This window comes from Endobacter medicaginis (genome assembly GCF_014192375.1).
GTDB lineage: Bacteria > Pseudomonadota > Alphaproteobacteria > Acetobacterales > Acetobacteraceae > Endobacter > Endobacter medicaginis.
The window spans coordinates 12546-32576 of record NZ_JACHXV010000007.1 but is presented as its reverse complement, the minus strand read 5'-3'; the positions used below and the strand labels follow the sequence as shown (position 1 = coordinate 32576).

The 20031-nt window shown below is 71.8% G+C and carries 17 protein-coding genes; 11 read left to right on the top strand and 6 right to left on the bottom strand.

What is annotated here, in order from left to right:
* The first annotated feature begins 45 nt into the window (after window positions 1–45).
* From FHR90_RS10625 to FHR90_RS10580, 10 genes are all read left to right on the top strand, one after another.
* On the top strand, window positions 46–1875 hold the full coding sequence (locus FHR90_RS10625) for a hypothetical protein (RefSeq protein WP_183275213.1): 1830 nt from the start codon (window positions 46–48) through the stop codon (window positions 1873–1875).
* Window positions 1872–2816 carry a hypothetical protein gene (locus FHR90_RS10620; RefSeq protein WP_183275212.1) on the top strand — a complete coding sequence of 315 codons (945 nt, stop codon included), beginning with the start codon at window positions 1872–1874 and terminating at the stop codon, window positions 2814–2816. Before FHR90_RS10625 ends, FHR90_RS10620 begins: the two co-directional genes overlap by 4 nt.
* Window positions 2813–3535: a hypothetical protein gene (locus FHR90_RS10615; RefSeq protein ID WP_183275211.1), complete on the top strand. Its 723-nt coding sequence runs from the start codon at window positions 2813–2815 to the stop codon at window positions 3533–3535. The genes FHR90_RS10620 and FHR90_RS10615 overlap by 4 nt, the downstream gene beginning before the upstream one ends.
* Entirely contained in the window at window positions 3532–4761 is a 1230-nt protein-coding gene (locus FHR90_RS10610) for a hypothetical protein (RefSeq protein WP_183275210.1), read from the top strand. Before FHR90_RS10615 ends, FHR90_RS10610 begins: the two co-directional genes overlap by 4 nt.
* Window positions 4758–6251, top strand: coding sequence for a hypothetical protein (locus FHR90_RS10605; RefSeq protein WP_183275209.1), 1494 nt, complete (start codon window positions 4758–4760; stop codon window positions 6249–6251). Before FHR90_RS10610 ends, FHR90_RS10605 begins: the two co-directional genes overlap by 4 nt.
* A 170-nt stretch (window positions 6252–6421) precedes the next feature.
* Entirely contained in the window at window positions 6422–7627 is a 1206-nt protein-coding gene (locus tag FHR90_RS10600; protein ID WP_183275208.1) for a phosphoserine transaminase, read from the top strand.
* Window positions 7624–8847 carry an ATP phosphoribosyltransferase regulatory subunit gene (locus tag FHR90_RS10595; RefSeq protein ID WP_183275207.1) on the top strand — a complete coding sequence of 408 codons (1224 nt, stop codon included), beginning with the start codon at window positions 7624–7626 and terminating at the stop codon, window positions 8845–8847. Before FHR90_RS10600 ends, FHR90_RS10595 begins: the two co-directional genes overlap by 4 nt.
* Window positions 8835–10124, top strand: a complete 1290-nt coding sequence (locus tag FHR90_RS10590) for an adenylosuccinate synthase (RefSeq protein ID WP_176626410.1) — start codon at window positions 8835–8837, stop codon at window positions 10122–10124. Before FHR90_RS10595 ends, FHR90_RS10590 begins: the two co-directional genes overlap by 13 nt.
* A 69-nt stretch (window positions 10125–10193) precedes the next feature.
* Window positions 10194–12140, top strand: a complete 1947-nt coding sequence (locus tag FHR90_RS10585; protein ID WP_183275206.1) for a hypothetical protein — start codon at window positions 10194–10196, stop codon at window positions 12138–12140.
* Window positions 12140–12604, top strand: coding sequence for a hypothetical protein (locus FHR90_RS10580; RefSeq protein WP_176622560.1), 465 nt, complete (start codon window positions 12140–12142; stop codon window positions 12602–12604). The genes FHR90_RS10585 and FHR90_RS10580 overlap by 1 nt, the downstream gene beginning before the upstream one ends.
* 73 nt (window positions 12605–12677) lie before the next feature.
* Here FHR90_RS10580 and rpoH read toward each other — a convergent pair whose 3' ends face one another.
* The 5 genes from rpoH to FHR90_RS10555 all read right to left on the bottom strand — a co-directional run bounded on the left by rpoH (window position 12678) and on the right by FHR90_RS10555 (window position 16801).
* Complete coding sequence (gene rpoH / locus FHR90_RS10575; protein ID WP_246330199.1) at window positions 12678–13565, bottom strand: RNA polymerase sigma factor RpoH; 888 nt, start codon at window positions 13563–13565, stop codon at window positions 12678–12680.
* A 254-nt stretch (window positions 13566–13819) separates the two neighbouring features.
* Window positions 13820–14782, bottom strand: a complete 963-nt coding sequence (locus FHR90_RS10570; RefSeq protein ID WP_266152842.1) for an RluA family pseudouridine synthase — start codon at window positions 14780–14782, stop codon at window positions 13820–13822.
* Complete coding sequence (locus FHR90_RS10565; RefSeq protein ID WP_176622564.1) at window positions 14779–14940, bottom strand: hypothetical protein; 162 nt, start codon at window positions 14938–14940, stop codon at window positions 14779–14781. The genes FHR90_RS10570 and FHR90_RS10565 overlap by 4 nt, the downstream gene beginning before the upstream one ends.
* Entirely contained in the window at window positions 14924–15574 is a 651-nt protein-coding gene (locus FHR90_RS10560; protein ID WP_246330198.1) for an epoxyqueuosine reductase QueH, read from the bottom strand. Before FHR90_RS10560 ends, FHR90_RS10565 begins: the two co-directional genes overlap by 17 nt.
* Window positions 15575–15751: 177 nt before the next feature.
* Window positions 15752–16801, bottom strand: a complete 1050-nt coding sequence (locus FHR90_RS10555) for a glycosyltransferase family 4 protein (RefSeq protein ID WP_176622566.1) — start codon at window positions 16799–16801, stop codon at window positions 15752–15754.
* Between the two features lie 164 nt (window positions 16802–16965).
* On the opposite strand from FHR90_RS10555, the gene FHR90_RS10550 reads away from it, so the two are divergent.
* Window positions 16966–19044 carry an ABC transporter ATP-binding protein gene (locus FHR90_RS10550; RefSeq protein ID WP_246330197.1) on the top strand — a complete coding sequence of 693 codons (2079 nt, stop codon included), beginning with the start codon at window positions 16966–16968 and terminating at the stop codon, window positions 19042–19044.
* On the opposite strand, the gene FHR90_RS10545 is transcribed toward FHR90_RS10550, so the two are convergent.
* Entirely contained in the window at window positions 19045–20004 is a 960-nt protein-coding gene (locus FHR90_RS10545; RefSeq protein ID WP_183275205.1) for an OmpA family protein, read from the bottom strand.
* Window positions 20005–20031: the final 27 nt, after the last annotated feature.

Here is a 20031-nt window from a genome sequence, read left to right as displayed (position 1 = left end):
TCCTCGTGACGGGCGTGGGCCGCGCCGGCCGGGAAGGGGAGGGCGATGACCAGCTATTTCGCACTGCTCCTGCTGGTCGCGGCGCTGTGCGGCCTGGCGGTGGTGGCGGCATTGCGCCGGGGCGGCCCGCTGTTCCTGGCCGCCTGCGGCGCCGGCGTCGCCGCCTGCGCGGCCGTGGTGCTGGCCGGTCTGCCGGTCGCCTCGCTGAACCTGCCCTTCGGCCCGGATGCCGAGATCGCGCCGGGGGCGACGCTGGTGGTCGCCTTCGGTCCCGCCCAGGCGCCGTTCCTGCTCGCCCTGTTCTGGCTCGCGCTCTCCGGCGGCCTGTTGCGGCCGTCGCGCCAGCCCGCGCTCGCCGCACCCGTCGCCCTCGCCGGCGCAGCACTGCTCTGCCTCGATCGCGACCATCTCGCGCCGATGCTCGCGGTGCTGGCCGCCGCACTGTGGTCGGCGGGACGCCGCCGCAAGCGGCCCGGGCGGCACTGGCGCCCCGCGGTCTGGCCGGTCGCGGCCGGGCTGGCGGCGCTCGGCCTGGGTGCCGGCCGCGCACCCTGGGTCGCGACCGGCTGCGCGACGATCCTCTCCGTCGCTCTGGCGCGCTCCGGTGCGACGGCCGGCTGGCTCCCGGCTGCCGGCGACCGCGCCTCAGGCGACCGCGCGGCAGGCTGGGCCGGGGGCATCGGCCTGATCGCCGGGCTGGCGCTTGCCTGGCGGGCGCTGGGCCGGAGCCTGGCCGCGCCGGAGGCGGCCGACGCGCTGCCCTATGCCAGCCCCGCCGCGATCGCGCTGCGCGGCGCGGCCGGACTCGATGGCGCGGTGATGCTGGGGGCGGGTGTGCTGGTCGCGGCCGTCGCGGTCTGGCACGGGCTGCGCGCCGGCGGGCTGCGGGATGCGCTGGCGGAGTCCGGCCTGGTGCAGCTCGGGCTGGTCTGGGTGACGGTCGGGCTGGCGGCCCTCGCTGCCGGCGCCTCGCTGCCGGCGCTCGCCGCCGCCGCCCGCGATGCGGCCTGGCTGGGGGCTGTGGTGGCGATGCTGGCCCGGATCGCCGGGCTGTGCGCGCTCGAAACACTCACCGCCGGCGCCGGACATGACGGATTCGACCGTCTCGGCGGCCTGGCCTGGCTGATGCCGCGGCAATCGGCGGTCCTCGCCGCCAGCCTCGCCCAGCCACTCGCGCTGCCGCCGCTGGCCGGCTTCGCCGCCGCCTGGTCGCTGATGCAGGTGCTGGAGGCGAGCCCGGCGATCGGTGATCTCGGCCTGCGCTGCGTGGTGCTGGCCAGCACGGTCGCCGTCGCGGCGGCGCTGGCCGGGCTTGCCGCGATCGCCTGGCGTGGGGTCGTGCTGGCGCTGCTCGGCCGCCCGCGCACGCCACGCACCGCCGGGGCGGAGGATCGCGGCGGCATCGCGCTGTGGCTGCCGGGGCTGCCGCTCGGCCTGCTGGCGCTCTGCGGGCTGTGGCCCGGGCTGGTGCGGCGCGGAGGCGCGGTCCTCGTCTCGCCCGCCGGAGGAGTTCTCGCCCCGCCCGTCATCGTCGTGCCGGCGCTGCTGCTGGCGGCCGCGGCCTGGCTCGGCTGGCGGCGGCTCGCCCCGGCACGCGACGTCGCGGCGTGGCAGGACGGCGCCCCGCCGCCCCCGCCCTGGCTCCCGTTCGGCGATCCGCAGACCCAGCCGGGGCCAGATTTCCTGCGGCCCGGCCCGCCGTGGCCGGATGGGCCGGGGCCGGTCGCGGCCATGCGCCTGCTGTCGCGACGGCTGCGCACGGCGTTGCGTGTGCTCATGCACGGCCGCGCCTCCATCCTGACCGATCCGCGCGGGCTTGCCGGTGCGGGCCTGTTCGCGCTGGCCTGCCTGTCGCTGCTGGCGGTCGCGCTGTGAGCGGGTGGGCGCTGCTGGCCGATGCGCTGCGCATCGGCCTCGGCCTGGCGCTGCATCTGGGATTATGCGCCGCCCTGCTGGTTGCCGGCGCGGGGCTGCCGGGGCGGCTGTCGGCCTGGCTCGCCGGCCAGCGCGGTTCGCAGACGCTGCTGGCCCCGTTTCAGGGCTGGTCGGCGCTGTGGCGCAAAAGTCCGGCGCGCGCCGAGCCGGGTGGCGGGCTGGTGGTGGCGTCGCTCTGCGTCTCGCTGGTGGCTGCCATCGCCGCCATCCTCCTCACCCCGGGCTTCGTGCGGCTCTGGCCGGCCGCCGTCGCGCCCGACCTGCTGACGCTGATGGGATTGCTGATCGTCTCGCGCCTCGCCGCCCTGGTGCCGGCCTTCGGCGCCGGCATCGCCGCCGACGCGCTGCCCGCACAGGCCGGACTCGCCTCGGGCCTGCGCGATCTGGTGCTGGCCGCCGTGCTGGCCTTCGCGATCGCCCAGGCCGCCGGCGGCAGCCAGCCCGGTTCGTTGCCCGGACTTGCCCGGCTCGGCGGCCCAGCCCCGGCGACGCTGCCACTGGCGCTGGCCTGCGCGATCGCCGCCGCGGTGCTGCTGGCCGCCTCCGAGCTCGCCGCGCCGTCGGCCGATCGCCAGCTCTCCGGCCCCGATCTCGCTTGTGCGCGTCTGGCCCGCGCGATCCGCGTCTCGGGCTGGGTGGTGCTGGTCGCGCTGCTGCTGCCGCCGGCGCCGCTGCCGGTTCAGACGTGGTCGTCGCTGGCGGGCTGGCCGGTGGCGATCGCGATCTGGCTGGTCAAGCTGGCCGTGGCCCTGCTGGCGCTGATGCTCGCCGTCGCGCCGGGCCGGTCCGATGCGCGCTCCGGTCTGCGACGACAGGGGGCCTGCCTGCTGTTCTGCGTCCTGTCCGCGCTGCTCGTGTTCATCTCGGGCCGGATCGCATGAGCGCCCCTGAACTCGCCCTCGCCGATCTGGCGGATGGCGTGCTGCTGCTGTCGGCGCTGGCGCTGCTGGTCTGGCCGCGCCTGGCAGTGGCGCGTCCGGTGCTGCTGGTGGTGGTCGCCCTGGTCGGGCTGGGCGGTGCCGCGACCGGGCCGGGTGTGTGGCCGCGTGTCGCGGCGCTCGCCGTCGCCGCGCTGTCGGCCGCGCTGGTGGAGGCGCTGTTTCGCACCGGGACGCCCGAGGCGGCCGACCCGGACCGGCCCGCCTCCGCCTGGCCGCGCTGGACTGACCGTCCGTCGACCGGCGAGCCGGGTCTCGACCCCAGCCTCGCCTCGACGCTGCGTGCGGCGGGGTTCCTCGTCCTGCTGCTGCTCTGCGTGGGAGCGGTGCAGGGGATCCGCGCCGACGGGCTGCATCCGCGCGGCGTGCTGGCGATCGGACTGACCGTGCTGCTGGCCGGGGCGGCGATCGCCGCACAGGCCAGCCGGCCGGGACTGGTGCAGATGGCCGGCGCGGCCCTCGCGCTGGCGGCGCTGGGCTGGGTGAGCCTGCGTCTCGGGCTGCGGCCGGAGGGCGCGTGGCCGCTCTGCGCGCTGGCGGGGCTGCCGGCCGGCCTGCTGCTGGCCTGCATGCTGGCCATGTGCGCGCTCAGCGCGGTGCTGCGCGACTGGCTCCGGGACGGCGTCCATCCGTCCGTTCCGCCCCAGGGCCCGCCGCGATGACCCTCGCCTGCTTCCAGGGGGCGGCGATCTGCGCCGCCGGCGCGCTCGCCGCCGCGCTGGCGCCGCCACGCGGCGGCTGGTCGGCCGTGGGCTGCGGGCTTGGCGGAGTTGCACTGGCGCTCGCCGCTGGGCCGCTGATGGTCGAGTCCGTGCCCGCTTCCGGTGCTGCTGCCGCCAGCCTCGCCGTCCTGGCTCTCCTCGCCGCCCTGCTCGGCCAAATGCGGCTGCTGGCCGGACGCGCCGGGCTGCTGCCGGGCGGTTTGCGCGGCCGTCTCGCGATGGCCGCCGCACCGGCCTTCTGCGCGGTCACCCTCGCCGGGCTGGGTCCGCAGGCCGATCTCGCCCGCCCGGCCTCCGGCTTCGCGGTGCTGCTGCTCGCCGGCCTGTCGATGGTCGCCTGGCGCGCCCGCGCCGCCGTCGCCGGGCCGTTCGACCTGCTGCAGACCCGTCTTGGCGGCGTGCGTGTCGCGCTCGGAGCGTCGGTCGGCTTCGCCCTGTCCGGGGTCGGCCTGCTGGCGGTGCTGGCCGGCGGCCCGGCCGGTGGCGATGCGGCGGGCCTGCCGCCGCTGGCGCAGGTGCTGCTCGCGGCCGGCGCATCGGTGGCGATCGGCGTCGCGCCGGTGCACGGGCTGGCCCGCGCCTGGCTGGCCGCCGCCCCGCCCTGGCTTGCCGGTGCGATCACCGCCGGCACCGTCGGGCCCGCGGTCGTGCTGCTGCTCGACACGGCGTGTGCTCCGGGGCCGGGGGCGGTGGTGCTGCTGTGCTGCGGTGCGGCCTCCGTCGCCCTGGCCGGCTGGGCGGCCCTGCGCGGCGGGGCCACGCGGCGCGATGCGCTCTGGCTGGCGCTGTCGGGACTGATCGCCGCCGGGCTCGGTGCGGGTGGACCGTCCGGCCTGTCCGGCGCGGCGCTGGCGCTCATGGTGCAGATCCTGCTCGCCTGTCTGCCCGCCAGCCTGGGCCGGGGTGAGGCGCTGGCGGTCATCGCGGCCTCCCTCGCTCCGGCGCTGCTGGTCGGTGCCGCCGTGCCGGCCGCGGCTCTCGTCGGGGTGCTGGCGGGGGCAGGCGGGCTTCTGTTCGCAGCGTTCGCGTCCCTGCCGGAGGGTGCGGCGGGGCGCGATCCGCAGCGCTGGTGCGTGCTGATCCTGCTGCTGGGCGGAGCGCTGGCGCTGCCGGCCCCGCTGGCGCGGCTGCTGGCCGATATCGCGGCCACGGGCGGGCCGTCATGAGCCGCGCCGCCGCCCTGATCCGCGCGGTCCCGGCCCTGTCCTCGACCGGGCTGCTGCGCCGCCATCGGCTCGGCGAGGCCGGCTGGGGCGATCTCGTCGCGGCGCTGGCCGATGATCCGCTGCTGCTGCTGTCGGTGTGGTCGGATGGGCCGGAGGTGCATGCGCTGTTTCTCGACGAAGCCGGGCAGCCTCTGGTCGCGAGCACCGCGATCGAGCGGCAGCGCTACCAGGCGCTGTCGCCGGCCCGTCCGGGCGCGGTGCTGAACGAGCGCATCCTGCGCGACCTGTGGGGGCACGAGGCGATGGGTGCGCGCGACCTGCGTCCCTGGCTCGATCACGGCGCCTGGGGGCTGACCGCGCCGCGCGCCGCCCGGCCCGGACCGGCGATCTACCCGCCGGAACCGATCGAATTCGCCGCCGTCGCGGGGCGCGAGCGCGCCGGCGGCGTGCTGCGCATCGACGGGCCGGCGCGCAGCGAGGCGCCGGAGCCGCCCTGGATGGCGGCCGTCAGCGTCGCCGGCGGCCGGGTGCTGGCGGTCGAGCCAAGGCTCGGATTCGCGCATCGCGGCATCGATTCGCTGCTGTCGGGCCGTCCGGTCGGGGCCGCGGTGCGTCTGGCCGGCCGGATCGACGCCGGCTCGTCCGTCACCCATGCACTCGCCCTGGCGCGGGCGATCGAGGATGTGGCGGGGTTCAGCGAGGCAGGCAGCGGCGAACTGGCCTCGCGTCGGGATGCGCTGCTGGAGCTGGAGCGCTGCGCGGGGCATCTGCATGCGCTCGGGCGCCTGGCCGCAAGCCTCGGCGCGGCGGCACTGGCGGAGGATTTCGCCGAGGCGCTGGAAGGCCTGCGCGCCACCTGCGCCGATGGCTGGGACCACCGGCTGCTCTACGACACGATCTCGCCGGGCGATGCGGCGCCGGCGATGCCGTCGCTGGGCGCACACGCCGCGGCGTGGCGGACCGGCTGGGCCCGGCTTGCGCGCCGCTTCGACGCGTCCCTGTCGGGCGCGCTGTGCGGTCTCGCCCGGCTCGCCCCGTCGGAGGCGCGCGACCATGGCGTCCTCGGCGTGGCCGGCCGCGCCTCCGGCCAGGCATTCGATGCGCGTCGCCTCGGCGGACGACAGCTCGGGGCGGCGCTGTCCTGCGGCGATGCGCTGGCGCGCGCGCGGCTGCGCCTCGACGAGATCGGCGCATCGCTCGACCGGCTCGATCCGCAAGCGGGCCTGCGCCCGGCCGGTCAGGCGACCCTGCCGCTCAAGCCGGCCTTCGCCGGCATTGGCGGCGAGGGGCTCGGCGTGGCGGAAGGGCCGGACGGACCGGTCTGGGCGTGGGTGCGCCTGGAGGCCGGTCTGGTGGCCTCGGTGTGGTTCGCCGAGCCGTCGTTGCCGCTGTGGTCGGCGTTGCCGGGGCTGCTCGCCGGGCTGCCGGGCGAGCGGCTGTCGCCGGCGATCGCGTCGCTCTCTGCGGCGATCACCGCCGCCGATCGGTGAGGCTCCGGCAGGCCCGGTCCCAGATTTCACAGGTCGATCCTCCCGGCGCATGAGAGAGATGCGCGTCGGCGTGGCCTGCCCGGCCTGTCCAGCCTTGCGGCACCCTGCTAGGGTGCGCCGCCCGCGAGCGGGCTCACCTGTCCCAGCCCCAGATTTCACAGATCGAGACGTTGCCGACGCCCTCCGCCCCGCCCCGACCCGCTCCGATCCGCCCCGCGCAGCGCCCAGCCAATCCGAACTTCTCCTCCGGCCCCTGCGCGAAGCGCCCCGGCTGGCGCCTCGACGCGCTGTCGGATGCGCTGGTCGGCCGCTCGCATCGCTCTGCCGAGGGACGCGCGAAGCTGCGTGCGGTGATCGAGCGATCGGCCGCCCTGCTCGGCATTCCCGAAGGCTGGAAGACCGCCATCGTGCCGGCCTCCGATACCGGGGCGGTCGAACTCGCGCTGTGGGCGCTGCTGGATGCGCGCGGCGCGGAGATGATCGCTTTCGAGAGCTTCGGTGCCGCCTGGGCGCAGGACGTCGCCCGCCATCTCGCCCTGCCGAACACGCGTATCCACAAGGCCGCCTATGGCGCGCTGCCGGATCTGTCGGGGCTCGACTGGTCGCGTGACGTGGTGTTCGCCTTCAACGGCACCACCTCGGGCGTTCGCATCCCCGATGGCGGCTGGATCGATCCCGATCGCGGCGGCCTCGCCATCTGCGACGCCACCTCCGCCGCCTTCGCGATGGAGCTGCCCTGGGACCGGCTCGATGTGGTGACCTGGTCGTGGCAGAAGGCGCTCGGCGGCGAGGCGGCGCACGGCATGATCGCGCTGTCGCCCCGCGCGCTGGCCCGGCTCGAGGCCGCACCCGCGCCGCGTCCGCTGCCGCGCATCTTCCGCCTCACCACCGCCACGACCGAGGCTGCTGGCGCGCTGATCGGCGGCATCTTCTCCGGTGACACGATCAACACGCCGTCGATGCTCTGCGTCGAGGACGCGCTCGACAGTCTCGCCTGGGCCGAGCGGATCGGCGGTCTGCCGGCGCTCAAGGGCCGCGCGGAAGGCAATCTCGCTCTGGTCGCCGACTGGGTGGCGCGTTCCGGCCGCGTCGGCTTCCTCGCCGCCACCGAAGCCACGCGCTCCTGCACCTCGATCTGCCTGCGCATCACCGCGCCGTGGTTCGTCGTCCTCGATGCGGCGGGGCAGGGCAGGGCGGCCAAGGCGGTCGCAGCACTGCTGGAGGCGGAGGGTGTCGCCTACGACATCGCCTCCTACCGCGACGCGCCGCCCGGCCTGCGCATCTGGGGCGGGGCGACGGTTGAGGCCTCCGACATCGCGGCCCTGCTGCCCTGGATCGACTGGGCGATCGACGCGATCGAAGGCCAGCACGCATGACCCGGCCCGGACAGCTTCCCGACTCCCTGCCTGAGTCCCTCGTCGAGTTCGACCGCGCCACCGATGGCGGTGGCGAGCCGCCGCCGAGTGCGGCGCTGCTGCCGTCCGGCCTGCGCGACGTACTGCCGCCCGAGGCCGAGACCGAGGCGCGGGCCATCGAGACGATGATGGGCATCTTCGCCGCCCATGGCTACGACCGCGTCAAGCCGCCGCTGCTGGAGTTCGAGGACAGCCTGTTCGGCGGCTCAGGTGCCGCGGTCGCCGGCCAGGCCTTCCGGCTGATGGATCCCGACACGCATCGCATGATGGGCCTGCGCCCCGACATGACGCCGCAGGTCGCGCGCATCGCCGCGACCAGGCTACGGCGCGCCCCGCGCCCGCTGCGTCTGGCCTATGCCGGGCCCTGCGTGCTGCTGCATGGCGCCACCCTCGATCCGGAACGCCAGGTCAGCCAGGCCGGAATCGAGCTGATCGGCATCGACGATCCGCGCGCCGATGCCGAGATCGTCGCGGTGGCCGCCGAGGCGCTGGACGCGCTCAACGTGCCGCGCGTGAGCTTCGATCTCACCCTGCCGCGCCTTGCCGCGGTCATGATCGAGCAGGCCGAGCTGGGTCTGGACCAGCGCCGCCGCCTGCTGCATGCGCTCGACCGCAAGGATGCCGCCATCGTCGCCCGGGAGGGCGGTCCGCTGGCCGGGGTGCTCGGCGACCTGCTGCTCTCCGCCGGTCCGGTGCCGCGCGCGCTGGCGATGCTGATGGCAGCCCCGCTCGCGGGCGAGGCGCGCCGGCTCGCCGAGCGGCTGGAAGCCAGCGTGCAGGCCATCCGCGCCCGTCTTCCACTGGCGACCCTCACCCTCGATCCGGTCGATTTCCGCGGCTGGCAGTACCATACCGGCGTCAGTGTCACGGTCTATGCCGGGCGCGAGCAGGTCGGCCGCGGCGGCCAGTATGTCGGCGGCGCCGACGAGCCTGCCTGCGGCCTCACCCTTCGCCCCGAGGCGCTATTGCGCGCGGCACCCGCACGGCCGGCGCGTCCGCGGGTCTGGGTGCCGGCTTCCGCCATCGGCCAGGCCGAGGCGCTGCGCGCGCAGGGCTTCGTGACCATTGCCGGCTTCGACTCGGGCGCTGCCTGCAGCGACGCCCCCGGCGACGACATCGCCGAGGCTGCGCGTCTCGGCTGCACCCATATTCTGCGGGACGGACAAGCATGGCCAATGTGACGGTGATCGGCGCCCAGTGGGGCGACGAGGGCAAGGGCAAGATCGTCGACTGGCTGGCCAGCCGCGCCGATGTGGTGGTGCGCTTCCAGGGTGGCCACAATGCCGGCCATACGCTGGTCGTCGGCGATCAGGTCTACAAGCTGTCGCTGCTGCCCAGCGGTCTGGTGCGCGGCAAGCTCGGCGTGATCGGCAATGGCGTGGTGGTCGACCCGACCGCCCTGCTGTCGGAGATCGCCCGCGTGCGCAGCCAGGGGCTCGAGGTCGGTCCCGAGACGTTGAAGATCGCCGAGAACGCGGTACTGATCCTGCCGGTGCACGGTGCGATCGACCGCGCCCGCGAGGCCGCCCGGGGCGAGCGCAAGATCGGCACCACCGGACGCGGCATCGGGCCGGCCTACGAGGACAAGGTCGCCCGGCGCGCCATCCGCGTGTGCGATCTCGCCGAGCCCGACACGCTCGACCACAAGCTCGACGAGCTGCTGCTGCACCACAATACCCTGCTCGCCGCCCTCGGCGCGGAGACCTTCGACAAGGCGGCACTCAAGGCCGAGCTGCTCGAGCTCGCCCCGCAGGTGCTGCCCTATGTCGCCCCGGTCTGGGAGCTGCTCGACGAGCAGCGCCGCCAGGGGCGGCGGATCCTGTTCGAGGGCGCGCAGGCGGTGATGCTCGATGTCGATCATGGCACCTATCCGTTCGTGACCTCGTCCAACACCGTCGCCGCCCAGGCCGCCACCGGCAGCGGCACCGGACCGTCCGGCGCCGGCTTCGTGCTCGGTATCGCCAAGGCCTATTCCACCCGCGTCGGCTCCGGTCCGTTCCCGACCGAGCTGTTCGACGAGACGGGGCGCCTGATCGGCGAGCGTGGCCACGAGTTCGGCACCGTCACCGGCCGTCCGCGCCGTTGCGGGTGGTTCGACGCCACGCTCGTACGCCAGGCGGTCAAGGTCGGTGGCGTGCACGGGCTCGCGCTGACCAAGCTCGACGTGCTTGACGGTTTCGATACCCTGCGCATCTGCACCGGCTACGAGCTCGACGGCGCGCATCTGTCGCATTTCCCTGCCGGCCAGGCGGCGCAGGCACGGGTCACGCCCGTCTACGAGGAGATCCCCGGCTGGAGCGAGACCACGCGCGGGGCGCGGTCCTGGGCCGAGCTGCCGGCGCAGGCCATCAAGTATGTCCGCCGCATCGAGGAACTCGTCGAGGCGCCGGTCACGCTGCTCTCCACCAGCCCGGAGCGCGACGACACCATCCTGATGCGCGATCCGTTCGCCGACTGATCCCGCGCGGGCAGGGGCCGCTGCTGCCGACATAACCTTCCATTAACCCTCTGCTGCCATGCTGCCCGCATGAGCCAGGCAGCAGAGGATCCGGCCGAACTCGTCATCGATGAGCGCTTCGTCGTCGCCACCCGGCGGCCGGCGCCCTCCATCGGCGGCGTCGATGCCGTCGAGGTCACGCACCGCGGCGGCAGCGGCCGGTTCGTCGCCCTGCGCGTCGGCAACGGGGTTCCGCCCCGCGGGCGCGCCGCGGCGTTCACAGGCGCAGGGGCCGGGCTGATTGCGCCCGCCGCCCAGCATGTCTCGGCCGCGGCGTCCTGGTTCGTGGTCGGGCAGCCGGCCTCGCCGGCGCTCGGTGCCCAGACGGCGCCCTGGAGCGAGGCGCAGATCATCACCCATCTGATCCGGCCCGTGGCCGCGTGCCTGGTCACCCTCCAGGCGCAGGGACTGACCCATCGCGCCATCCGGCCCGACAACGTGTTCGGCGGTGCCGACCAGCCGGCGGTCCTGGGGCCGTGCTGGACCAGCAGCGCTGCGTCGGGGCAGGACGCCCGTGCCGAATCGCCCTGGGTTGCCGTCTGTCCGCCGCAGGCACGCGGCGAAGGCACCATTGCCGATGACGTCTACGCCCTCGGTGCCCTCGCGCTCGCGCTTCACCTCGGTCATCAGCCGATGCCCGGCCTGCCCGATTCCGTCATCATCGAGCGCAAGCTCGAATTCGGCAGCTTCGGCGCCATGACGGCCGATGAACGCATCGTGCCAGGCCTTGCCGACCTGCTCCGCAGCATGCTTGCCGACGATCCGGACCAGCGGCCCGCGGCGGCGACGCTCGCCGATCTGGCGGTGCGGCGGGAGCGGCGCGGCGTGCGCCGGGTCGCCGCGAGAGCCTTGCGCCCGCTCGAGATCGGCGAGTGCGCGGCGTGGAACCTGCCGATGCTCGTCCTCGCCATCGGCCGCTCGCCGCATGACGGGGTTCGACTGCTGCGCTCAGGCGCCGTGAGTCAGTGGCTGCGTCGTGCCATGGAATCGCCGGCCATCGCCGCGCGCCTTGACGAACTGATCAATGCTGCGCCCGACGCCGACCATGACGGCGCGGACAGCCTGCTCGCCCTGCGCGCCGCCGTCATTCTCGATCCCAAGGCGCCGTTGCTGTGGGAGGGCCGCTTCCTGTGGCCCGACGCCATGGGTGCGATCCTCTATGCCGCCGTGCTGTCGCGCGATACCGCCGCGATCGAGAGCGTGCGTCGCGCCCTCAGGGCGGATGCGATCGGTCGCTGGGGCCACGCCACGGGCCGACCCGCCTCGCAGGTCGATCTCGGTGGCTGGCTGCAGCGGGCTCGAAGCTGGCGCGGCGAAGGGGTCGCAGATCCGATCCTGCGGCTGTTCTACACGCTCAATCCCAGGCTGCCCTGCCTGTCGCCGGTGCTGGAGGTGCTGCGCATCGTGTCGCCGACGGAGATGATCGCCGCCATCGAGGCCGGGCTGGCCGACGGCCGGCTGCCGGTGGACGCGGGCCGAGGCTGGATCGACGGCCATGTCGCGGCCTTCCTGGCCGCGCGCGACGATGTCGCCGCGCTGCGCAGCGATGTCGATGCCGCCCGTCACGTGGCGGGCGGTGCCGATCTCGCGCTGCTCGCCGGCCTGCAGGCGCGTCATCGCGGCGTCGCCTGCCCCCAGCTCGCGCGCACGCTGCTGCCACCCCTGCGCGAGACATTGCAGGGCCGTCCCGGCCGCACGCGCCGTGCGGCGATCATCGCGGAGGTCGAGCAGCATGCCGCCAGAGGCGATCTGCCCCGCATGATGTCGGCGATGGCCGACAAGCGGCGCGTCCAGCTCGACACGGCGGCGCAGGACGCAGCGCGTGAGCGGGTCGCAGAGCTGCGCCGGAAGCTGGAACTGCTGCGCGACGGGCGTGCCGGTTTCGCGGCGCGGGCCCAGCGCCTGGCCGGCGAGATCGGCATCGGGACCGGGCTGCTCGCCCTCGCCGCCACCGCCTTTGTCGTGTTCATCACCTGATGGCCCGCGCTGCATCGCCTCGCGCCCGAACCGCCCCGGCACCTGGTGCCAGACGTCTGCCGGCCTTCCTGTGGCTGAAGGGCGTGTTGTGCGGCGCGGTGCTGATGGTCTCGCCGGCGACGATGATCGTCATCGCCGCGCTGTTCGCACCGCTGGTCGCCATCGTCGCGACCGACGCCAGCCCATCGAGAGCCACCACACGCACGGCCATCCTGTTCGCCCTGGCCGCCAGCCTGCGATTGCTGGTTTCACTGTGGTCGTCGGGTGGCGACGTCGCCACAGCGATCGCCATGGCACGTGATCCGCGCAGCCTGCTGTGCGGCTGGCTCGCCATCGGCGCCGCCTGGCTGCTGCTGGAGGTGATATCGATCGTGCTGCGTCTGGCCTTCGAGATTTCCGCCCGGATGGCGGAGACACGTCATCGCTCGGAAATAGAGACGCTTCTGGCAGAATGGGGCGAATGAGCCAGCCGGCCACCGACGCCGACGCCCGCCGCGGCAGGGCCGGGCGGGCGTCGTTGCACATCGGCGCAGGTGGTCAGGCGGCGATCTGCTCGACCCTGCGGCTGGTGACCTGTGCCTTCATGTGCTTTTGAACTTTCTCGAAGGCGCGCACCTCGATCTGCCGCACGCGCTCGCGCGAGATGCCGAATTCCTGCGACAGCTCCTCGAGCGTGGTGGGCTCCTCCCTCAGCCGGCGCTCGGTGAAGATGTGGCGCTCGCGATCCTTCAGCGTCTTGAGCGCCTCGCCCAGCATCGCCTGCCGCCCGCTGAGTTCCTCGCGTTCCGCGAAGGTCTCTTCCTGGCTCTCGGCGTCATCGACCAGCCAGTCCTGCCACTCGCCATCGCCATCGGCGCGTACGGGCGCATTGAGGCTGTGGTCCGGCGCGGTGAGGCGACGGTTCATGCTGATCACGTCGGCTTCCGGCACGTCCAGCGTGGTGGCGATCTTGCTGACCTGTTCGGGATGCAGGTCACCGTCCTCGATCGCCTGCATCTGGCCCTTCAGCCGGCGCAGGTTGAAGAACAGCTTCTTCTGCGCCGCGGTGGTGCCCATCTTCACCATCGACCAGCTGTGCAGGATATATTCCTGGATCGAGGCGCGGATCCACCACATTGCGTAGGTCGCCAGACGGAAGCCACGCTCGGGATCGAAGCGGCGGACCGCCTGCATCATCCCGACATTGCCCTCGCTGATCATCTCGCCGAGCGGCAGCCCGTAGCCGCGATAACCCATTGCAATCTTGGCAACCAACCTCAAATGAGAGGTCACCAGACGGTGTGCTGCCTCGGTGTCGCCCTTGTCACGCCAGCGACGTGACAGGTCGAACTCCTCCTCCGGGGCGAGCATCGGAAACTTGCGAATGTCCTGAAGGTAACGGGTGAGGTTGCCTTCCGGTGCCATGTTGATGCCGAGTGCGGCCATGTTGACGGCTCCTTTCGGGCGCTCCGCCCGCCTGATGCGCTCCCGCAGATCGGCAAGCGCAGGCGTGAGAACGGCCCCTTGTGTGCATCGGTCGGTGTCACGTTTGGAAAATCACGCCCCGAAGCGGCGTCGGTTCCCTCTGTGGCAGGGCGGGCTGCAGCACGAACTCCGCCCTCGACGTTGATACAGGACCAGCACGGTCCTGTCAAGAATTCCGGAACGAGCCTTCCGGAAATCGGCCGGTCATATCGAGATCACGTGTCTGACGGAGCAGAAATCAGCTCTTTCAAGGACTTGAAATCCTCCGGCGGCTCGGTTTCGAACAGCAGCTCGGCCCCGCTGCGCGGGTGAATGAAGCCCAGGCTGGCCGCATGCAGCGCCTGGCGCGGAAAATCGAGGCAGGCATCACGAATCGGTGCGGGCAGCATCCGAGCCGCGGCGGGCGTGCGTCGCAGATAGACCGGATCGCCCAGCAGCGGGTGCCCGCGCGCCGACAGATGCACCCGGATCTGATGCGTCCGCCCCGTCGCCAGTCGGCATTCCAGCAGGCTTGCCGCACCCGCATAGCTCGCGAGCGTCCGATACCGGGTCAGCGCCGGCTTGCCGTTGCGCGTGACCACCGCCATGCGCTTGCGGTCGCGCGGGTCGCGCCCGATATCGCCCTCGATCTCGCCGGTGGTAGGCGAGGGCACGCCCCAGGCCAAGGCGAGATAATGCCGCGCGATGCTCCGCTCGGCAAACGCCCGACCGAGTGCCGCCAGCGCCATCTCGCTCTTGGCCACCACCATGACCCCGGAGGTGTCGCGGTCCAACCTATGCACGATGCCCGGCCGCTTCTCGCCCCCCAGGCCCGGCAGGCTGTCGCCGCAATGTGCCAGCAGCGCGTTGACCAGCGTGCCGTCCTCGTTGCCCGGTGCCGGATGCACCACCAGCCCGGCCGGCTTGTCGAGCACGATCAGATCGTCATCCTCGAACAGGATGTTCAGCCCGATCGCCTGTGGTTCGGGGGTCGCGGCCACAGGTGGCGGCGGGTCCAGCCGGTAGCATGCGCCGGCCCGCACCGAAGCCGCCGGCTCGCGCACCGTCACCGCATCGACACTGGTATATCCGGCCTCGATCAGCGTCTTCACCCGGGAGCGGGACAGTCCGCTCAACTCGGCCAGAAACCGATCCAGCCGCTGTCCCGAGGCGGAGGCGTCGGCAACGATCTCGATCACCTGACCCGGCAGCACGGGCAGCCCGGCCCATCCTCGTCGTCGAACTCGAACTCCGGCTCGTCCGCATCGTCGGTGACCGCCCGGCAGACGAAGCGCGACCCGACCGGCGTGACCGCCGCGACGCCCCGAGGCGCCAGCGGGTCAGTCCTCTCGTCCATAATACACCTTGCCCAGCTCGATCGCCGGCCGCCCCTGGCTGCGCCGATGCGCATTGGTATCGCGCAGCGAATAGGCACAGCCGCAATATTCCTGCTGGTAGAACTGCTCGCGCTTGGAAATCTCGATCATCCGGTCCGACCCGCCGCCCTTGCGCCAGTTGAACTCCCAGTAGCTGAGGCCCTCATAGGGCGCTGCCGCCCGCACGCCGCAATCGTTGATCTGCGACATGTTCTTCCAACGCGAGATACCCAGCGACGAGGTCATCACCGGGAAGGCGTGCTCGTGCGCATAGAGTGCGGTCCGCTCGAAGCGCATGTCGAAGCACATCGTGCAGCGAATGCCGCGCTCCGGCTCCCACTCCATACCCTTCGCGCGTGCGAACCAGTTGTCCTTGTCGTAATCCGCATCGACGAACGGCACGCCATGCGTTTCCGCAAAGCGGATGTTCTCGTCCTTGCGCAGCAGGTACTCGCGTTCGGGATGGATGTTCGGATTGTAGAAGAAGATCGTGTAATCGATCCCCGAGGCCGTCATCGCCTCCATCACCTCGCCCGAACACGGCGCGCAGCACGAATGCAGCAGCACACGCTTCTCGCCGCCGGGGGGCGTCAATACCGGTCGCTGCGTCATCATGCGGGCCTCCCTCGCGGTTTCGGGTGGGTCTGTAGCATGCGGGGCGATGCCCCGCACCCCGGCAGGGGCCTCGGGCCCCTGCACCCGCGATCCGATAAGGCTACGCTCTGGCAAAAAACCGCAGGTGCAGGAAGCCGCGCCTCCTGCCGGGGTCCGGGGCAGAGCCCCGGGGTAGCCTTACACCGCCCGTAGCGCGGGCTGGCCCTTGTTGATCATCTGCCGGTAGACCGCGAGGTAGTCTTCCGCCATCCGCTTGGCGGTGAAGCGTTCCTCGAAGCGCTGACGGATCTTCTTCGGGTCCATCGCGTGGATGCGGTCAATCGCGCCGATCGCGCTGGTCTCGTCCTCGACGATGATGCCGGTCAAACCGTCTTCTAGCACCTCCGGCACGGAGCCGCGGTTCAGCGCGAGCACCGGGGTGCCGCAGGCCATCGCCTCGATCATCACCAGGCCGAACGGCTCCGGCCAGTCGATCGGCATGAGTAGTGCCTTGGCGCCCGACAGGAAGCCGGGCTTCTGGGTGTCGTTGATCTCGCCGATCAGCTCGACATCACCCTCGCCGAGCATCGGCTTGATCACCTGCTCATAGTATTCGGCATCGGCACGATCGACCTTGGCGGCGACCTTGAGCTTCATGCCGGCGGCCTTGGCGATGCGGATCGCCTTGTCGAAACCCTTCTCGGGGCAGATGCGGCCGAGGAAGGCGAGGTAGTCGCGCGGGCCGTCCTGCGGAGTGAGCAGGTTGGTCGGCAGGCCATGCAGCACGGTGCGGACGAAATTCGCCTCCGGCAGCGGGCGGCGCTGGCTGTCGGAAATCGAGATCACCGGCACGGTGGAGAAGGTCTGGAACACCGGCTTGAGCTCGGGCAGGTCCAGGCGGCCGTGCAGGGTGGTGACCATCGGCGTGGGCTGGCGCGAGAAATGGGTGAACGGCCAGTAATCCATATGGAAATGCAAGATGTCGAACTGGTCGGCCATGCGGGCGACGTGTTCGAACATCAGCATGTGCGGGGCAATCGGATCGCGGATCGCCGGATCCAGACGCAGGGCGCGCGGCCAACTCGCGTTGAGCTTCGCCGAGGTCTTGCTGTCGCCCGAGGCGAACAGCGTCACATCATGGCCGAGTGCGACCAGCTCCTCGGTCAGGAACGAGACCACGCGTTCCGTGCCACCGTAGAGTTTCGGCGGAACCGCCTCGTGGAGCGGTGCAATCTGGGCAATACGCATCTATTCAATCTCCCGCAGGATATGACCCTGTTCAACACCGTGATCTTGGCGATTTATGGGCATCCGCGCGACCGTTTCGCGGTGGTCGCGGCTCTTTATCGCCGCGTTAACGCGGATGGGGCGATTTGGTCGTTCGTCCACCGACGCATAAAGTGCCAGACTGCATGACCAGCCCGACCCAGGAATCCTCGATGGCCGCATCGCATGACGACACACCGCGTGCGCACGAGCCCGATGCCGGCTCCTCGCCGCCGCCGGGGCTGATGCCCGGACAGGGCATGGTCACCGACGGCCATCACCGCGAGCCGGATCCGGGCGACCCGCCGCCCATCGTGCAGGGGCCCGCGGTCCCGCTTCCGCCCGATACTCCGCCGCCCGCGCCCGAGTCACGCAGCGAGACCGACCGCATCACGCTGAGCTCCGCCGAGCTGGTGGCGATCGCCGGCCGGCCGATCTCGTTCATGTGGGCCTATGTCCGCCGCCGGCCCCTGGCACATTTCTGTATCCTGCTGTCGGTGCTGTGTGCGGTCGGCTGCGCGGTAGGCTCGTCCTATGCCGTCAACCGGCTGGTCGACACGCTCAAGATCGCCCAGAACTATGGCGCCCAGGGTTCGCCCGAGGCGCGCTCGGTGCAGGGCGCGCTGCACGGCGCGATGTTCGGCGTGTGGTCCACCACCGCCTTCCTCGCCCTGCTGATCACGCTCGACAACCTCTCCTGGCGCGTCGGCGGCTTCATCTCCACCCGCACCTTCGTTCAGGTGACGGGCGATGTCCGCCGCGACCTGTTCCGCCACCTGCTTGGCCATGCGCCGTCCTATTTCGCCGAGCGCATGCCCGGCACGCTGGCCTCGCGCATCTCGGCCACCGCTCAGTCGATGTTCACGGTCGAGAACCTCATCACCTGGAACGTGATGCCGCCCTGCCTGAACGTCGGCTTCTCGATCCTGCTGATGATCACCGTCAGCCCGCTGATGGCCGGCACGCTGGTGGTCCTCGCCGCAGCCCTGTCGTTCCTGATGTTCCGCCTCGCCGCTGCCGGCCGGCCGCTGCACCACGCCTATGCGACCGAAGCCGCCCAGGTCGACGGCGAGCTGCTGGACGTGATCAACAACATGCCGCTGGTGCGCGTGTTCGGCGCCTTCCGCCGCGAGCGCAACCGCTTCGCCGCACGGCTCGAGGGCGAGATGACCTCGCGGTCGCGTTCGCTGCGCTATCTCGAGCGCCTGCGCCTGATCCATGCCGTGCTGACCGCGCTGCTCACCGCCGGGCTGCTGGCCTGGGCGGTGCTGCTGTGGCAGTCCGGCCAGGCGACGGTCGGCGATGTGGTGATGGTCACCACGCTCGGCTTCAACATCCTGCACGGGACCCGAGATCTGGCCGTCGCCCTGGTCGAGACCATCCAGTACGTCGCGCGCCTGTCCGAGGCGCTGACCACGCTGCTCACCCCGCACGACATGGTCGACGCGACGGACGCGGTCGGCTTCGATCATGTGCCGAACGGCTCGGTGGTGTTCGACCACGTCACCTACAGCTACCCCGGCGCGCCGAAGCCGGTGCTGGAGGAATTCGACCTCGACATCCGTCCCGGCACCCGCGTCGGGCTGGTCGGCCGCTCGGGCTCGGGCAAGACCACCGTGCTGCAGCTGCTGCAGCGTATGCGCTTCATCCAGGGCGGCGCGATCCGTATCGACGGCCAGGACATCGCCAGGCTCACCGAGGATGCGCTGCGCAGCGCGATCTCGGTGGTGCCGCAGGACGTGTCGATGTTCCACCGCTCGGTGATGGACAACATCCGCTACGGCAAGCCCGAGGCGACCGATGCCGAAGTGATGGCCGCCGCCGAGGCCGCCGGCTGCCGCGAGTTCATCGAGGCGATGAGCGAGGGCTTCGACACCGAGGTCGGCGATCGCGGGGTGAAGCTCTCCGGCGGCCAGCGCCAGCGCCTCGCCATCGCGCGCGCCTTCCTGCGCAACTCGCCGATCCTGCTGCTCGACGAGGCCACCTCCGCACTCGACAGCGAGAGCGAGTTCAAGGTCCAGGAAGCGCTCAACCGGCTGATGCAGGGTCGCACGGTGATCGCCGTCGCCCATCGCCTCTCCACCCTGCGCGATTTCGACCGCATCGTGGTGATGCAGTCGGGCAAGATCCTCCAGGACGGTCCGCCCGAGGTGCTGGAGCGCACCCCGGGCCCCTATCGCGACCTGCTGTCGCGTCAGGCGATGAATCTCGAGGCCGTCGAGTAGTTACTGGAGCACCATCTCGACGCGCCGGTTGCGAGCCTGTCCGGCCTCGTCGGCATTGGAGGCGACCGGCGCGAGCGAGGCCACGCCGCGCGCGACGATCCGGTCCGCGCCGATCTTGCCCTGTTCGACCAGTGCCTTGGTCACGGCATCGGCGCGGGCCTGCGACAAGGCGAGATTGTGGGCGAGGCCGCCGCGATTGTCGGTATGGCCGACGATATAGACCCGCCAGCCCGGATTGTCGTGCAGCACGGCGATCATCTGGTCGAGCTGCGGCTTCGAATCGGCGCGAACCTCGCTGCGGTCGGTGTCGAAATACAGGCCATAGAGCGCCACGCGACCGTCACGCGCGATGTCGCCCTTCAGCGTCGCGGCATCGATCGTCCTGATCTGGTTGGTATCGAGCGCCTTCGGCTCGACGATCTCCTCGTAGATGTTGTTGCGCTCGTTCGAGCTCGAACCATCGGTGAGGTAGAGAAACACCCAGGTGTCGCCCGCAGCATCGCTGCGTTTGCCGAGATAGGCGCGTGCCTTGTCGTTGAAGGCGACCGGAAAGGCATCCGGCATCACCTTGCCGCTATTGACGACGACGGAGGCGAACTGTTCTCCGCACGCATCGCCCCGGCAGGAGAAGACCTTGGTGAAGTGTTCCCTGTCGAGAAGGCTGGCATAGTTCGCCGCGAGTTCGGCGACCGAAGTCGTCGCGGGCACCTCGTAGCCGATCTGCGTCACCCTGCCGGCGAGTTGCAGCAACGGTGCGTCCCGGCTGTCGATCCGGCTGTTGGGAAGCTCTGCCTCGTCGTAATTGGCGGCCTTGTAGGCCTTGATCGTGGCCCCGGGAAAGCGCGGCAGCAAGGCGTGGTCGCTGCTGCCCTTGACGTCTTCCGCCAGGGCCATCGGCACGATGCTGAACCATCCAGCGAGCAGCGAGACCGCTACCGTCCGTCCCGAACGCCACCACATCCCGACCTGCACTTCCTGCGATTGAGG

Bases quoted from the DNA above. Each gene is read 5' to 3' on its own strand.
- FHR90_RS10625 (WP_183275213.1), top strand. From the start codon at position 46: ATGACCAGCTATTTCGCACTGCTCCTGCTGGTCGCGGCGCTGTGCGGC.
- rpoH (WP_246330199.1), bottom strand. From the start codon at position 13,565: ATGGCCGCACTCGGCATCAACATGGCACCGGAAGGCAACCTCACCCGT.
- FHR90_RS10550 (WP_246330197.1), top strand. From the start codon at position 16,966: ATGACCAGCCCGACCCAGGAATCCTCGATGGCCGCATCGCATGACGAC.
- FHR90_RS10580 (WP_176622560.1), top strand. From the start codon at position 12,140: ATGGCCCGCGCTGCATCGCCTCGCGCCCGAACCGCCCCGGCACCTGGT.
- FHR90_RS10590 (WP_176626410.1), top strand. From the start codon at position 8,835: ATGGCCAATGTGACGGTGATCGGCGCCCAGTGGGGCGACGAGGGCAAG.
- FHR90_RS10615 (WP_183275211.1), top strand. From the start codon at position 2,813: ATGAGCGCCCCTGAACTCGCCCTCGCCGATCTGGCGGATGGCGTGCTG.
- FHR90_RS10605 (WP_183275209.1), top strand. From the start codon at position 4,758: ATGAGCCGCGCCGCCGCCCTGATCCGCGCGGTCCCGGCCCTGTCCTCG.
- FHR90_RS10560 (WP_246330198.1), bottom strand. From the start codon at position 15,574: ATGATGACGCAGCGACCGGTATTGACGCCCCCCGGCGGCGAGAAGCGT.
- FHR90_RS10545 (WP_183275205.1), bottom strand. From the start codon at position 20,004: ATGTGGTGGCGTTCGGGACGGACGGTAGCGGTCTCGCTGCTCGCTGGA.
- FHR90_RS10555 (WP_176622566.1), bottom strand. From the start codon at position 16,801: ATGCGTATTGCCCAGATTGCACCGCTCCACGAGGCGGTTCCGCCGAAA.
- FHR90_RS10610 (WP_183275210.1), top strand. From the start codon at position 3,532: ATGACCCTCGCCTGCTTCCAGGGGGCGGCGATCTGCGCCGCCGGCGCG.
- FHR90_RS10595 (WP_183275207.1), top strand. From the start codon at position 7,624: ATGACCCGGCCCGGACAGCTTCCCGACTCCCTGCCTGAGTCCCTCGTC.
- FHR90_RS10585 (WP_183275206.1), top strand. From the start codon at position 10,194: ATGAGCCAGGCAGCAGAGGATCCGGCCGAACTCGTCATCGATGAGCGC.
- FHR90_RS10565 (WP_176622564.1), bottom strand. From the start codon at position 14,940: ATGGACGAGAGGACTGACCCGCTGGCGCCTCGGGGCGTCGCGGCGGTC.